Below are 15,466 nucleotides of genomic sequence, written 5' to 3'. Positions count from 1 at the left end.
TCTTGACTCAAGCATTAATGCAGTACGATCTTCAAAGTTAAGATGATGGTATGACAATTTTATATACTCCATAAACCCTTTAAATTAATTAGGTGGTTTATGTCGCACTTCAAGTTTTACTCTGCCCAAGTTCATTTAACAATGTTTGGGTTTAGATCAAAAACAGATAAAAATGAAAAATACGGCCCTCAAATTCACGGTGAATTTGATGAATATAAGTTTTGGGATGCAAATTTCTGGATAGCTGATCAGGAATGTGGATTGTATTTCATGGACGAAGAAATAAAGGATACAGCCTTAAAAGAGAAGTGCAGACAAAAGGATGTAAATGAGAAAAATCGTAAAACGTTCTAAAAACAATAAGGAGGGCTCCCCTCCTTATAACTAATTTAATGGTTGCTCCGCTTTTATACCTATGAAAGATCTTCCTGTAAATTTAATTAACTTACTTACATTGACCACCTAAAGGTCTTATGAACTTTTACATATGTATTTATTGAGACAAACTTACTTTCTATCACTTCTATTCAACTATCAACTTCTATGATTTATTCCCATGTGAGTATTGTCACCTTCATCTAACTTCTGGTAACTGTGGTAACTGTGGTAACTGTGGTAACTGTGGTAACTGTGGTAACTGTGGTAACTGTGGTAACTGTGGTAACTGTGGTAACTGTGAAGTTATCAAATGTCTAATACAAGAATTAAAAATATAATATGTTGATTATTATTAAAAAATATGTAAATCATTTTATTTTAATTTTTCGTATATACGGCAAATTTCCAAAATTAAAGTAAACAAAAAAACCACCCGAAGGCGGTTAAAAGTTTTAAAAAATCATATCGCTGTAAATTTCTTAATATATTCTCTCTCCTTATTAGTTAACTTTTGATTACCAAAAAGATTGGTAAATTTCCCAATCAATCCAAGCAAACATAAAGCGTCATACACATCCAGCATATTCTCGCCAAGCTGGTATATTTGTCGCCCGCCATTTAGTAACCAAAAATATCCACCCAAAGGATGATGCTTATCTAATTCCTGAACAGTTCTATTTTTATTCAACTTCAGTTTCTCATCAAAACACAGCTCCTTTAATGTTGAAGCACATATGAGATACATATCAGTTGAATGTATGCGCATATCGCCAAATTGGCTAATCGCAATGCAATACATTTGTAGTTTTTTAAATTTATCCATTTCGTACCGCCTAACAATATCTGATTTCAATAAGCTGTTCTTTTTCTTCATTCGTGGGTTCTTTCTTTCCATAAAGCTGTACAACTAACTCATCCATTCCAATGCATTTAAGATGTAGATACCTACATAGCGTCATGTAACCAACGAATATGTGTGGCATTTCATGTATTTCCAACCACAAACCCTCACTAAAAATTACAGGCTTTTTCTCCCTATCTTCCAATATGCCATCGATATCAATTTGGTCACCTGTCCAATTGATATATGGCTGATCTAACCTAGTTACAACCGCATATGTTTTATTAACTGGACTTTTTCCAATTTTTTTAATCATGTTTAATACCCTTTTTAACTTTCTGATTAACTTCTCATTTGCTCTCTACGGCATTTTTCTTTCTGCTTCGCATACCACACTTCAATTTCTTCTGTATCAAAATAAACAGCAGACTGACGGGAAGATCCACTCTTTAACGGCTTTGGAAAAGATTGATCACTTTCCATGATTTTGCGCAAACAATCACGTGACACATTCAATAATTCACAAACTTGCTTGTATTTAAGGCGCAGCGGTTTAATTGCTTGAGTGGGAGGAAGCAAAGCTGAAATATCAAGACTTGCGGTATCACGTAACATGCTACGGCGGCTTTTTCTAAAGTAATCCACAATTATGGACTCCAAAATTATGTAATTCAGACTTAAGCCTACCAAAAGTTTTTTTTTTAAAATTATTTTCGTTGAAAACTCACAAAAAAATGCCACCTCAATGATGACATTTTCTTAAATTATTTATTTTAAAAGAGATTTTATATAGTCACTCCACCATTGCATAACCTCCGCTCTCTCTTTTATATATGTATTTCTAAAATGAGCAGACCGGACTCTATCTGTAACATGACCTAAAGCAGCGGCGATTATAAAAACTCTATCACTAAACCGTTCATATAAATGCATAGCCGCCAAATAACTGAAACCAAATAGGTTTTATCGTCCTTTATATCCCAAGTTATTCAAGGCTAACTTGAATTAGCCATCAGACATTGATTTGTAAATGTTTTTATTACTAGGAAACAAATATTCACTGCCACTACCTGATAGCTCCTTTAATTCACTTAATAGTTGTTTTACATGTGTAGATAAAGGAACCACATGTACTACATTTGTCCAAATATCATTTTCAAAATCAAACTGAACCCATTTTGCAGTTCTTAAATCTATTGGTCTTGGAAAGAGATGAATAAATAATTCCAAAGCAATAGCAGCTGATTGCTGTGAATAGTCTCTTATACAGGCAATCAGATCAGGTGAGTCATGAATATTAATATGTTTCAGTCTGTTGGAGGGCTTCTTGATTTCAAATGAAATGTATAAATGTAATTTATAAATAATTCTTAAATTTGTTTAAAATTAACATAATACACGTTATACGCATTTTAAAAATGGAGCATAAGGCTCCATTTTTATTGAATTTTTTAATTTTTATACCTGCTAAATTTACTCAGTATCAGTATATGAAACAACCAAATCAATAAGTTCTTCGGATGGTGTACTGCAAAATTCACGGATTCGTTCAGCAACAGTACTAGCATGGGTATATTCTTCATCAGCATAGTTGTTGTAATCAAAAAGAACCTCAGCCATACCAATTGGAAGATTTAACCCTGCTTGTAAGGCATCATAAGAATCGATATCTGAGTTACCATCCCATTTCACAATAGCCATAGTGTATGGCGTACTTAAGGGGTTATTAAGATGCTCTTTTGTGATGTCTAAAGTATCCATATAGAATCCAGCATCTTTCCACTTTGGCAAAGTCACTGCCCATCCAATAGCACAAGCAACTGTCTTACTGTCAGTGAGTAATTGTTCATCACTCACGAAGCCAACAGAGTTCTTAGATGGTCTTCTCCAAGTACGAATATCAAATCTATTAGGATCCAAATTCTCCAAGAAATCAGCTAACTCTAAAAGTAGATCTGTACGCATAGTTTATTACCTTTAATTGTTTTCAATGAGGTTGTTCGCATGTCTTCTTTTTACTTCATTGATGATTTCTTCAGGAGACAGCTCTGCTTTCTTTAAATGAGTTATCAGAGTTATTGTAATTGCTAAATTCAGGGGAATAATGCCAGTACTTTTATAATTAGTAATGGAATTTGGATTCATGCCAAGTAACGTTGCAAGATCTTTAATTGATAAGCCCATTTCTAACAATGTAATTTGAAGCTCTGTGTAAGTCATACAGTTACTCCTACCCTTGTCATTAGCAATATAGCACACAAATAGTGTGTTTATACATTATTTATGTGCTTATTTTCCTGATTATATATTTGCTCATTGACTTGTTTAGCACTAAAAAACTCAAACCACTCTTTTGAAATAATTGAGATAATAGGTCTGTTTCCAAAAACTGGTATTAAATGCTTGTTAATAGCTTGTTTACTTTAGCATACGTAGATGGCTGCTATAGATCTTTCTTTTTCGCTAAATACTTATCTATTAGCTGGCTAAACATTACTGGTGAAGCACTATCTTTCTGAGTAGTCTGAAAGCTTTGGGTATGATTTACTGTTTTATTCATAATTAGAATCTCTGAAATTCTAATAACAAGGTAAATAGGTTCAATTTACTTTCTATGAACGATCCATTTACTAACATATAAAGTATTGAATTGGATTCAAATTACCAAAAAAAAGCTTTTTTAGAAATTTGTTCCGTATAAAACTCAAAAAAATGCCATCTAAATGATGGCATTTTCTTAAATTATTTATTTTAAAAGAGATTTTATATAGTCACTCCACCATTGCATAAGTTCATAGCGCTCTTCCAGATGAGCCCCTTTATCGTATGCACCCTTCACACCACCTTTCAAATGAGATAAAGCCGACTCTATCACTTGAGATTTATCGCTAAAATGTTTATTTAGATTAGTGGATGCTATATGTCTAAATCCATGTGGATTTTGCCGTCCTTTATAACCTAACCTATTTAAAGCTACATTAAATGTCAGATTCGAGATTGGCTTATTAATATTATCCCGACTCGGAAATAAGTAGTCACTTTCAGTAGAGATCTCCTTTAACTCCTTCAAAAGTTCAATAACTTGCTTTGAAAGCGGAATACCGTGCTCAATATTTCTTTTCATCATACTAGCAGGTCGTATCCATACTGCTTCATCAAAATTGAATTGTTCCCAACGAGCATTTCTCAACTCTCCAGGTCTGGGAAACATATGAATCAAAAGCTCCAGCCCTATTGCGATCGGACGAGAAGAATAGGTTCTAATTAACGACACCATTTCAGGTAACTCATAAATGTGAACATGTTTCATACTTTTTGAAGCAAGTTTATCTATATGTTCTCCTATCCCCTCTAATGGATTATATAAAATATCTTTCTTAAATTTTGCTAGCTTATAAGCACCTGAACAATACGAAATTAATTTTTCAACTCGATTAAAAATATGTTCATTTAATTGCTTTTGAGTAAAAAAATTAAACCATTCTTTGGAAGTAATTGTGTTGTATGGACGATGACCGAAAACTGGGATAATGTGTTTTTCGATTGACTGTCTTTCTTTTTTATAAGTCTCCGGTTTCCATTTCAGTTTTTTCCTTTCTAACCATTCATAGATAAGATGTGAAAATAGAGCCTGCTCCTCCTCTACTTTAATTTGATTAAGCTCGGCCTGTGTTTTTACTTCAATATCTCCATTTGACATTCCTTCAGCTTTTTCACGAGCTTGTAAATATCCAATTTTCGGATAGCTACCTAAGCCAACCCATGCCCACTTGCCTTTCGCATTCTTATAACGATACTGCCAGGACTTTTTCCCATTCGGCTGAACACGACAATATAAACCTGCTATCTCTGTAGGCTCCCTGTATTCTTTATCGCGTGGTTTTAAATTTTTGAAACGGTCTTCTGGACTTTTTTTGCGCCGTACTTTTTGCTGACCTTTTTCTTCAGAAAAGGTATCTAGATCATCTTTGACTTTTTGCATAACTGCAGGTTTAACCTCAATTTTTCAACTGTGTATCCCTGAGTTATAATTTGAAAACTGGATACAAACAAGGATACACAGAGCGCGTTCCCATATGAAGTTATATGAAGTTAAACAAAGCAATAAAAAACCCTTAACTCTTTTAGAATTAAGGGTTTAGATCTTATATAAAGCTATATAAATATAAAATATGGTGGGCCCACACAGACTTGAACTGTGGACCAACGGATTATGAGTCCGCTGCTCTAACCAACTGAGCTATAGGCCCTATATAGACTGAATTTGTTATATTTCAACTAGTTCAGGCGCATTGAATACTAGCCAAGATTAGATCAAAAAACAAGTACTTTTCTTGCTGCTTGCACACTTAGCCAGCAACCATTTTTTATCCTTAATAACTGCCCTGTTTAGGATTTAAGACTTCAGTCTAATTTGAGCTAGCAAAAGCCTCATATGACATCTATATTTTCTATCTAAAATAAAGAGAGCTACGCTAATTATTCGAATATCAAATCGATAAATTGATCGCTTTTACGTCTCAATATATCCATAATCAATAAAAATACCAACTATTATATATGGAAATATAATCACAGGAAATATTCTTTAAAAATCTATAAAGGCTAAAATTCTGATTCCAATTTCTCGTCTTTACGCAAATCCATATAGATTTCGATTAAAGACCATACAATAACCAGTGCTAAAAGAAGCATTGAGAACATGAAAGCTGTAATATACGTCATAGGTTTCAATCTCAGAGAGAAAATGACCAGAAAATAGAAAAGACACAATTTCTTCTTTTCTTCGACAAAAGTCTAATAACTAAAATTTGTGCTGGATAGTCATTTTTTCATCATTTTAAGACTTATTTTATATAAGATGATATTTCCTAAGAATTATTAAGTATTTATTTATATCTTTCAGGTCTTAAAAAACTATTTAATATACATTTTTAATTTTGGATTTTTTATATTATTAATGAATTTTAATTAAAGCCTATTGACTGTGAATAAGAACAGGAAGAAATTATGCAGTTCATACCGTTAGCTCTTATTTCTTTCTACTTATGCTAAACAAATTTATTGGCGAATCTGCATTTAAGCTTGCCGGTTGGCAATATCATGTCGAACCCGATGTACTCGAAGATAAACAGGTCATTGTCGGATTTGAACATACATCCATGATGGATGCAGTTCTATCTTTGGCACTCTTTAAAATGTATGACATCAAAATTCATACCCTGATCAAGAAAGAACTGTTCAAAGGCCCAATGAAACCAATTCTGGAAGCCATGGGTGGTATCGCGGTCGACCGTAAAGCCAATAAAGATATTGTCAGTATAATGGTTGAACATTTTCAGAATAATGAAAAATTCAATCTGGTGATCGCACCTGAAGCCACCCGTGCCAAAAATGGTGAAGCGCGTAAACCGATCCGTACCGGTTTCTGGCATATTGCCAAAGCTGCCAATGTGCCAATTGTGCTTATGTACGCCAATTCCAAGACCAAGCAAGGCGGGATTTTTGGCAAAATCTACCCGACTGATCTCGCGCATGATCTGGCTTTAATCAAGCAGCTCTATAAAGAGAATGTTGGTCTGGATATCATTATCCCGGAATAAACTTTCCATAAAAGGGCTTGAGAATAATGTTTCACCTGCCCTTTTATTATTTAGGCATTTTCTCAGCAAAAATTTTCTTAAGTTTTTATTTACATTTATTACTTTGCCTTTCTATTTTATTGTCTATTTTTTTGGCATTATCATTAAATCTCAAATCCAGACTCTTTTTTCAAAAAAAGAGCTTATGGTAGAATCGGCGCAATTCGATAGGCATACAGCCAATCTACAAGGAGCATATTTCGCATGGCGGGTCATTCCAAGTGGGCCAATATTAAGCATCGTAAAGCAAAACAAGATGCCAGTCGTGGTAAGTTGTTTACCAAGTACATTCGTGAATTAACAACTGCTGCTAAACTCGGTGGCGCTGATGCGGGTAGTAATCCTCGTCTACGTGCTGTTGTAGAAAAAGCATTATCTGTAAACATGACACGTGATGTGATCAATCGCGCGATTCAGCGTGGTGCCGGTGGTGAAGATAACGACGATCTTAAAGAAGTAACCTATGAAGGTTATGGCGTAGGCGGCGTTGCGGTTATTGTTGAAACCATGACAGATAACCTGAACCGTACGGTTCCTGATGTACGTCACTGCTTTACTAAAACTGATGGTAACCTCGGTACCAACGGTTCAGTATCCTTCCTATTCACTAAACGTGGCGAAATTACTTTTGAAGATGTGTCTTTAGAAGATCAAATCATGGAAGTGGCGCTTGAAGCGGGTGCTGAAGACATTGAAGTGGATGAAGATGAAATCCTGGTGATCACTACGCCTGAAAGCTTCGGTACAGTACAAGATGCTTTAGCTGCTGCAGGTTTAAAATCTGATAACGCTGAAGTGGTGATGAGCCCATCTACCAAAGCTGAAATCACAGATATCGACCAAGCGAAAAAAATCATGAAAATGATTGATATGCTTGAAGATCTGGATGATGTTCAAAACGTTTATACCAACGTTGAATTCTCTGATGAAGTTTTAGCGCAACTCGATGCCTAATCTTCTATGAGATTAAAACGCACCTTCGGGTGCGTTTTTTATATGCGCTAAAAAGCCTGGAATTTTAAACCTTATTTAAAAGACCACTACAGTTAAAAACATTATATTCCTTGATCACAAAGCTGGAATGCAGTGCTACGACATGCTCGATCTTGCCGATTCGGCTTAATAGAATCTGACTATAATTTTCCATATCACGTGCCACAACTTCGACAATAAAATCCGCAGACTGTCCTGTCACCAGGAAAGCGTTAATGACTTCCGGAATATTTTCTAATTCTTCTAAAAATTTGGCAAAAGTATCGCTATCATGCTTGCTTAAGGAAACCTGCAACAGCACATGCAGGCTAAAGCCCAATTTTTGATAATTAATCTCGCGCTTCAAGCCACTGATAATATTATGATCGATCAAATGCTTGATCCTGCGGTGTACCGAACTCACAGATAAATTTACTCTCTCCGAGAGTTCATTCAGATTGACATCTTCATGGGTCAAAATTTCAAGAATGTGCTTATCAAAACGATCTAATTCCATCTTTAATCTCTTGCCATTTTATTCAAATACATCATTGTTTTGCTGATAGTATTGATAAATTTTTCATAAATTACCAGTTATTTGAAAAAAAATGCCAGAAACATCTCAATAACCAGTTTTAAACCATGTTTATGGTCATTCGTCGTATAAAACGAATTTTCGATAAACGTCTCTTTTTAAATAAATCATTCTTATTTATCACTAAACTATTTATGAATAAAAACTATGAAGCTGATAACTGGATTTTCAAAGCATGATTAATCCAACTTAGATTTACACTTGTATAGAAATTGAATAAGAATTGAGCGGTTTATCTAAAACACACAACAAACATAACAAGATAAAAATTCGCAAGGAACGGTTATGGCTTTTAGTATTCTTAGTTCAATTAAAACTAAACTCAGTCCAGTGCTCACGACAGAGATACAAAATACGAGTTTACTTGGTGGTTTATTGGGTGGCAGTCTTTCTGGCATTATTGGTTCTATTACAGGTTCTACCCGCTCTACCCCTTCCCTAGATTCTCTCTTAAACAGCCTGCTTTCTGGCAAAAGTTTAAATTCCAGTTCCCTCACTGATTTAATTAGCCAATTTACAGGCTCAAATGCTTCTAAACTTGATATCAACAGTTTAATTAGCCAATTAACGAAAGCCAATGGTGGCGGTTTTGACATAGGTTCAATCAGCAATCTGCTTGGCAGTTTAATGGGTGGTAATACATCAACCCTGGATTTAAATACAGTTATCAAATTGGTCAGCGGATTGATGGGTGGCAGTACTGGTAATCTAGATCTTAGTAAAATTGCTGAACTGGCTGGCAACTTATTGCAAGGTGGCGACCTTGATCTTACCCAAATCACTCAACTGCTGAGTGGCCTGATTGGAGGTACTGGTGGTCTTGGTGGAACAGACATTGGTGCCATCGTCGGTATCGTCAGTGGTCTCATTCAAGGTGGTGATATTGATATCGCACAAATTGCTGAACTGGTTAGTGGCTTAATTGGTGGTTCTGGCGGACTTGGCGATGTAGATATTGGTCAAATTGCCAATCTAGTCGGTGGTCTCATCAGTGGCAATGCCGCTAGTGATCTCGACATCGGTGCAATTGTTGACTTGATCAGCGGATTGATCGGTGGCTCAACAGGTAGTTTAGATACCAGTTCAGTCAATCTGTTAGCCAGTAACCTAATGAGCAATGCAAGCAGTGACCTTGATATCGGTGCTATTACCAATTTGCTCAGTGGTCTAATCAGCAATTCAGGCAATATCGATACGGGCACCATTGCGCAAACTGTAACGCAAAGCCTGATGCCACTGCTTGCATCGATTGATACAGGTAACTCATCCATTGATATGGATCAACTTACCCAAGTTTTACCAAGAGTGGTTGGTAGTGTGACTACATTGGTATCTGCAATCAGTTCTGCAGGTTCAGGTAATGTGCCAGACACCATCGCAGATGTACTAAAAGGCATCAATCCACTGTTGAATCTATTAGCGAATAGTGACGTTCTTGACGCTGATCAGGCAGAAATCGTGAATTCTCTTTACGATGTCTTGAATGGCGTACAAGTGGTGCTGGATTTTGTGAATAACCCATTACTGCTCACCTTATCCAGCGACCTCAACAATGTGATTACAGCACTAAAACCAGTGATTGCGCTGATTGATAGCGAAGGTCAATTCTCGGATCTTCTGGATGGTGTTCAGTTTCCTGAAATTGGCGACCTGCTCGGGTCACTCGGTTCTGGCGTGCCAAGCTTAGAGGGTTTAGGTCTGGATGCATTCACGGATAGTCTTGGCAATTTAGTCGGTAACAACTCGTCCCTACAACTGCCTGATCTTAGCGAATTGATTTCCGGCATTAGTAATACTGATACGGCTACGAATATCAGCATTACTGAAATCCTCCCAACCATTAAAGAAACTATTACCAATATCTCAAGTGGTAGTTCCCTGCCGAAGTTTGACTTTAGCTCACTGCTCAGTGGCTTCAGTAAAACAAGTGATATTGATCAAACCAGCCCTTGGAGTTAATTCTAATCTCATAAAAAAACGCGCTTTATGCGCGTTTTTTTATTTCATTTTTAATTTTATACACCGCGCCAATCAACACGGGCATTGCGCTCATTACGATACATCTTTTGAATATATTGCCCTAATGGCAACTCAGCCAGATGACTTTGATATTCCCGGTATTCATCCGACATCGATTCAAAGCTTTCCCTCTCCCACGGCGTTCCCGGAATAGCCAATAGAGGGGCCAGAATCGAACAGACAGCAATATCGGCCAGAGAGAAACGCGAACCGACGAGATAAGGTCCTTCTTTTTCCATACGGATCTGATTAAGCTGCTCAACCGAATCCTTGATAAATTGTTTGGACTGTTCCAGTGTTTCTTCAGTCAAGGCATAACCCTTGGTCAAAATGGTTTTTAGCAATGGCTTGGAGAATTTTTCAAACTGGCGCAGATAGCCTTTTTCTCCAATCAGAATATCCATCGATTCATGGTCATGCGATAAAGCCTGAGCCAGCATCCAGCGACGCACATGGCGGCCTAATTCCTGGGTGATTTCATCAATATCTAATGCCTGCTGACGCAAGCTTGCTTCTGCAGGTAGCAGACGGTGTTCAGGATATTGCTCATCCAGATATAGAGCGATTTTGGTCGAATCCGCAATCCACCGTTCCTGATCACGCAGAATCGGTAAACGATTTTGTCCAGTTTTCAGGCGGGCAAAGGCACGATGGGCACCCGGCATCAGATTGTGCGCAACATATTCCAGCTCTTTGTAATCCAGCATCCAGCGTGCCTTTTCACAAAAATGAGAAAGTGGAAACTGGTATAAGATGCGCATAAATTCTCCATGCTTGTTTTTAGGTCAGATCGCATTAAAACCATCTAATTTAGTCGGATACTTTAGTCACCCCAGACTGAAAATACAATGAACTTTTTATTCAAAATAAAGATGTTGCTTATTCAACACGGCGATGAGTATTTTTATACATTTTTTTGTCTTGATTATCTATAAAGCAGATATGCATCGCTTTAAACTCATCTTCTAAAATTAAGGAATTATTCAAAACCTATTTAATTTTAATCAGTTACTATATTCCAAATTTATAAGAATCTAGCAGTTTTTGTCCTAAATAGCTTTTTTCATAAGCTTTGCAAAAGCAATTGCTTAATTACATAAAGCTTTCGCTGTAACGTTTTGGCATCGATTTAGGATGTCATTATGTCTCGTTTAACTTCTGAAAAAGTTCATATCATCGAAAATGATCTCGACGCGATTAATGCTGCTTATCAGGTTGCAGACTTTGCCCTGGAAGGCCGTAATCAGCGTGATCAGCAACGTCTATTACCTTTTGCTGAGATTGACCTGTTCAGCCAGAAAGGCCTGGGCGGCATGCGTATTCCGAAACAGTACGGCGGTGCATTTGTTGCCAATAAAACCTTGGCTCATGTATTCCGGATTATTAATAAGGCTGACTCAAGTGTCGGGCAAATTCCGCAGAACCAGATCGCATTACTCAACATGATCGAGATCATGGGCACAGAAGAACAAAAACAGTTTATTTATAACGAAATTCTAAAAGGTAAGCGTCTGGCGAATGGCGGTCCAGAGCGCAATACCAAAGATACCAAGACGCTTGCCACCACTTTAACATTTGAAAATGGCCGCTATTTTGTGGATGGCGAGAAATTCTATTCAACTGGTAGTAGCTTCGCGCACTGGTTAGCGATTAAAGCGATTCATCCAGAAGGCCATGTAGTACTAACCATTGTCGACCGCAATGCTGAAGGTGTGGAAGTGATCGATAACTGGAATGGCTTTGGTCAACGCACGACTTCGAGTGGTACCGTTAAACTTCAGCATGTCGAAGTTGATCCGCTATTGATTTTTGATGAGCGTCTGTTAGGAAATCAACCAAGCTACCGCGGTGCCTATTCCCAATTGATGCAGGTCGCGATTGATGTCGGCATTGCCGAAGCTGCTTTTGCCGATACGCTGACTGCCGTACAAAAAGCACGTCCAATTGTCGATGCTCAAGTCGAAAAAGCCAGCTTAGAACATTATACCCTGCAGGAAGTTGGCAAATCTTCTGTGCTGCTCGATGCCGCGATTTTACTGCTGGATGAAGCCGCTGAATATCTGGATGAACTGGATCAGCTGGAATCTGTGACTGATGAGCAGGCAGCCAAAGCCTCAATTCTAGTGGCTGAAGCCAAGGTCTATGCCAACGATGCTGCGCTACATATCTCGGAAAAATTACTGGAATTGGGTGGAAGTCGCTCCAGCCTCAGTCAGCACAATCTGGATCAGCATTGGCGTAATGCCCGTGTGCATACCTTGCATGACCCGATCCGCTGGAAGCTGCATGCACTTGGGGATTATTACCTAAATCATAAACTCCCTGCCCGCCACGCCTGGATTTAAGGATATTTGCCATGACTTCATTTCAAAACATTAGTCCATTGCAGTCAGAACAGCTGGCACATGCGCACATCATCAAATCTGATGAAGAAGCACTAGAAATTGCCCATAATCTGGCAGAGCAGTTCAAGATTAATTCAGTACAACGTGATGCTGAACGTATTCTGCCTTTCGAAGAGATCGAGGCTTATAGCCAGTCCGGACTTTGGGCGATTACTGTACCAAAAGAATATGGTGGTGCAGAAGTGTCTAACTATACCGTGGCACAAGTCATTGCCCTAATGAGCGGTGTGGATGGTTCAATCGGTCAGATTCCGCAAAACCATTTCTATGGTCTGGAAATCCTGCGTAATAACGGCACGGAGGAACAAAAACGCAAGCTGTATGCCGAAGTTCTGAAAGGTGCCCGCTTTGGTAATGCCTTGGCTGAGTTCAAGACCAAAACTGCTGCACAGCGCCAGACTGCTATCCGCAAAACCGAGCAAGGTTATGTCATTAACGGCGAAAAATTCTATTGCACCGGCAGCCTGTTTGCGCACCGCATTCCGACACTGGTCGTGCATGAAAGCGAACAGCAATTCCTGGCCTTTGTCCCACGTGACAGTGAAGGTCTGACCCTGATTGATGACTGGAGCGGTTTTGGCCAGCGTACCACTGGCAGCGGCACGGTGAAATTCGACAACGTGCAGGTGCTTGAGGAAGATGTGGTACGTTTTGATACGGCCTATTCCCGCCCAACCATTTCCGGTCCTTTCGCACAATTGCTACATGCCTCCATTGAAACCGGCATTGCCCGTGCTGCATTTGAGGAAACCTTGAACCGTGTACGTCAGGCGCGTCCGTGGATTGATTCTGGTGTGGACAAGGCCACCGATGATCCGCTGACCAAACTTGAACTGGGCCGTGTGGTAGCTGATGTGCGTGCTTCTGAAGTGTTACTCAAACAGGCCGCATGTTCTGTTGATGCCGCCAAGGTTGCTCCGACTGAGGTCAGTGTTGCCAAAGCCTCTCTAGATGTAGCCAAAGTGCGTGCACACAGTTCTGAAACCGCATTAAAAGCATCATCGAAGCTGATTGAACTGGCTGGCAGTCGTGGTAGCCAGCGCGAAGATGGCTTAGACCGCTTCTGGCGTAATGCCCGCGTGCATACCCTGCATGATGCTTCACGATGGAAATACTATTTTATCGCCAATTATTTGCTGAATGGTGTTCTGCCTCCACGCCGGGGGACATTGTAATGACAAAGACTACAACAAACTCGAAAACTAAAAAAATCCTGCTGAACGCTTTTGATATGAACTGCGTGGGTCATATCAATCATGGCTTGTGGGCTCATCCGCGGGATGAATCACACCGTTTTAATGAACTGAGCTACTGGACTGATCTGGCGAAAACGCTGGAAAAAGGTCTGTTTGACGGCCTGTTCATTGCCGACATTACCGGAGTCTATGATGTCTATCAGAACGGCATTGACCTGACTCTAAGAGAATCCATTCAGTTACCCAGCCATGACCCAAGCACGCTGGTATCTGCCATGGCAGCAGTCACTGAGAATCTCGGTTTTGGTGTCACGGTGAATCTCAGCTATGAGTCACCGTACCAGTTCGCCCGTCGTTTTGCCAGTCTGGATCACCTGACCCATGGCCGTATCGGCTGGAATATTGTCACCGGTTATCTGGACAGTGCACAACGTCTGATTGGCGAAAATGGCCTGAAAGACCATGACCTGCGCTATGAACAGGCCGAGGAGTTTTTACAGCTGTGCTACAAATTCTGGGAAGACTCCTGGGAAGATAATGCAGTTTTAAAAGATAAGCAAAATCGAATTTTTACTGATCCCACCAAGGTTCATCAGATCAATCATCAGGGCCAGTTCTACCGCAGCCAAGGTGTATTCCAGGTTTCCCCTTCTGTTCAGCGTACACCTGTATTGTTCCAAGCCGGTGCTTCTCCACGTGGCAAGGCTTTTGCCACTCAGCATGCTGAAGGCATGTTTATTGGTGGTGATCATCCGGACAAGATCAAGAAACAGGTCGATCAGATCCGTCGTCAAGCGGTTGAACAAGGTCGTGATCCTGAAGCGATCAAGATTTTTGTCGGCATTACCGTGGTCACTGCAGCAACGGATGAACTAGCACAGCAAAAGCTGGATGAATATCGCGCCTATGCCAGCCCTGAAGCCGGTCTTGCGCATTATTCAAGTTCTGTCGGGATTGACCTGTCTAAATTTTCCGATGATGAACCGATCCCGTACAAGAAAACCAATAGTATCGCAACGGTCAATCAAAAATTTAAAGAGCAGCAGATCACACCCAATGACCTAAAAGCTCAGCATGTGTTAGGTGGGCGTTATCCACTAATTGTTGGCAGCGGTGCCACGATAGCAGAAAAACTGATTCAGCTGATTGATGAAACCGGTATTGATGGCTTCAACCTGACCCGCACGGTTGCACCTGAATCGCATCAGGATTTTATCCAATTAGTGATTCCTGAATTACAGCAGCGCGGACGCTATAAAACTGAATATGAACAAGGCAGTTTCAGACACAAACTGTTTCAGCAAGGAGACCGCTTACCTAGCGCGCATCCAGTGCAGCAATTTCGATGTCAAAGCTCCGCCTCAACAAGCAACACAAACTTAAAGCAAAAACAATCAGCATAAATTTATTTTGAGGTG

16 protein-coding genes and 1 tRNA gene are annotated in these 15,466 nt (G+C 39.2%); 7 read left to right on the top strand and 10 right to left on the bottom strand.

Annotation, left to right across the window (positions count from 1 at the left end):
* Positions 1-99 precede the first annotated feature (99 nt).
* Positions 100-354 carry a hypothetical protein gene (locus tag FTV12_RS11870; RefSeq protein ID WP_180034112.1) on the top strand — a complete coding sequence of 85 codons (255 nt, stop codon included), beginning with the start codon at positions 100-102 and terminating at the stop codon, positions 352-354.
* A gap of 484 nt (positions 355-838) precedes the next feature.
* Here the strand turns inward: FTV12_RS11870 and FTV12_RS11865 are convergent, their stop codons facing one another.
* From FTV12_RS11865 to FTV12_RS11830, 8 genes are all read right to left on the bottom strand, one after another.
* Positions 839-1,201 carry a hypothetical protein gene (locus tag FTV12_RS11865; RefSeq protein ID WP_180034111.1) on the bottom strand — a complete coding sequence of 121 codons (363 nt, stop codon included), beginning with the start codon at positions 1,199-1,201 and terminating at the stop codon, positions 839-841.
* Between the two features lie 10 nt (positions 1,202-1,211).
* A complete protein-coding gene (locus FTV12_RS11860; protein ID WP_180034110.1) occupies positions 1,212-1,535 on the bottom strand; it encodes a hypothetical protein in 324 nt (107 codons plus the stop codon).
* Positions 1,536-1,561: 26 nt separating this feature from the next.
* A complete protein-coding gene (locus tag FTV12_RS11855; RefSeq protein ID WP_218946478.1) occupies positions 1,562-1,834 on the bottom strand; it encodes an AlpA family transcriptional regulator in 273 nt (90 codons plus the stop codon).
* A gap of 390 nt (positions 1,835-2,224) precedes the next feature.
* Positions 2,225-2,449 carry a hypothetical protein gene (locus FTV12_RS11850; protein ID WP_180012530.1) on the bottom strand — a complete coding sequence of 75 codons (225 nt, stop codon included), beginning with the start codon at positions 2,447-2,449 and terminating at the stop codon, positions 2,225-2,227.
* A gap of 243 nt (positions 2,450-2,692) precedes the next feature.
* On the bottom strand, positions 2,693-3,184 hold the full coding sequence (locus FTV12_RS11845) for a hypothetical protein (RefSeq protein ID WP_180034109.1): 492 nt from the start codon (positions 3,182-3,184) through the stop codon (positions 2,693-2,695).
* A gap of 12 nt (positions 3,185-3,196) precedes the next feature.
* Positions 3,197-3,439 (bottom strand): tellurium resistance protein TerC, encoded by a 243-nt coding sequence (locus tag FTV12_RS11840; RefSeq protein WP_104513410.1) that lies wholly within the window; start codon positions 3,437-3,439, stop codon positions 3,197-3,199.
* Positions 3,440-3,965: 526 nt separating this feature from the next.
* Positions 3,966-5,201: a site-specific integrase gene (locus FTV12_RS11835; protein WP_180034108.1), complete on the bottom strand. Its 1,236-nt coding sequence runs from the start codon at positions 5,199-5,201 to the stop codon at positions 3,966-3,968.
* A gap of 191 nt (positions 5,202-5,392) precedes the next feature.
* Positions 5,393-5,469: transfer RNA gene (locus FTV12_RS11830), tRNA-Ile, on the bottom strand.
* 798 nt (positions 5,470-6,267) lie between these two features.
* Here FTV12_RS11830 and FTV12_RS11825 point away from each other — a divergent pair.
* Both FTV12_RS11825 and FTV12_RS11820 read left to right on the top strand, forming a co-directional pair.
* On the top strand, positions 6,268-6,822 hold the full coding sequence (locus FTV12_RS11825) for a 1-acyl-sn-glycerol-3-phosphate acyltransferase (protein WP_180002176.1): 555 nt from the start codon (positions 6,268-6,270) through the stop codon (positions 6,820-6,822).
* A gap of 243 nt (positions 6,823-7,065) precedes the next feature.
* A complete protein-coding gene (locus FTV12_RS11820) occupies positions 7,066-7,815 on the top strand; it encodes a YebC/PmpR family DNA-binding transcriptional regulator (RefSeq protein WP_004784089.1) in 750 nt (249 codons plus the stop codon).
* Between the two features lie 64 nt (positions 7,816-7,879).
* Here the strand turns inward: FTV12_RS11820 and FTV12_RS11815 are convergent, their stop codons facing one another.
* The gene (locus FTV12_RS11815; protein WP_004784091.1) at positions 7,880-8,350 is read right to left on the bottom strand and encodes an Lrp/AsnC family transcriptional regulator; all 471 of its coding nucleotides are present in this window, start codon (positions 8,348-8,350) and stop codon (positions 7,880-7,882) included.
* 363 nt (positions 8,351-8,713) lie between these two features.
* On the opposite strand from FTV12_RS11815, the gene FTV12_RS11810 reads away from it, so the two are divergent.
* A complete protein-coding gene (locus FTV12_RS11810) occupies positions 8,714-10,387 on the top strand; it encodes a hypothetical protein (protein WP_180034107.1) in 1,674 nt (557 codons plus the stop codon).
* 56 nt (positions 10,388-10,443) lie between these two features.
* Here the strand turns inward: FTV12_RS11810 and FTV12_RS11805 are convergent, their stop codons facing one another.
* Entirely contained in the window at positions 10,444-11,208 is a 765-nt protein-coding gene (locus FTV12_RS11805) for a glutathione S-transferase family protein (protein WP_180034106.1), read from the bottom strand.
* Positions 11,209-11,589: 381 nt separating this feature from the next.
* On the opposite strand from FTV12_RS11805, the gene FTV12_RS11800 reads away from it, so the two are divergent.
* Genes FTV12_RS11800 through FTV12_RS11790 form a run of 3 tightly spaced genes read left to right on the top strand, consistent with a single transcriptional unit; the run spans position 11,590 to position 15,451 of the window.
* Positions 11,590-12,792 carry an SfnB family sulfur acquisition oxidoreductase gene (locus tag FTV12_RS11800; RefSeq protein WP_179993086.1) on the top strand — a complete coding sequence of 401 codons (1,203 nt, stop codon included), beginning with the start codon at positions 11,590-11,592 and terminating at the stop codon, positions 12,790-12,792.
* An 11-nt stretch (positions 12,793-12,803) separates the two neighbouring features.
* Entirely contained in the window at positions 12,804-14,027 is a 1,224-nt protein-coding gene (locus FTV12_RS11795; protein WP_180034105.1) for an SfnB family sulfur acquisition oxidoreductase, read from the top strand.
* Positions 14,027-15,451, top strand: coding sequence for an LLM class flavin-dependent oxidoreductase (locus FTV12_RS11790; RefSeq protein WP_180034104.1), 1,425 nt, complete (start codon positions 14,027-14,029; stop codon positions 15,449-15,451). Before FTV12_RS11795 ends, FTV12_RS11790 begins: the two co-directional genes overlap by 1 nt.
* The last annotated feature ends 15 nt before the right edge of the window (positions 15,452-15,466 follow it).

Origin of the sequence: Acinetobacter sp. YH12233 (assembly GCF_013417725.1) — a bacterium.
Classification (GTDB): Bacteria; Pseudomonadota; Gammaproteobacteria; order Pseudomonadales; family Moraxellaceae; genus Acinetobacter.
This window is presented reverse-complemented; position numbering and strand designations above follow the sequence as displayed.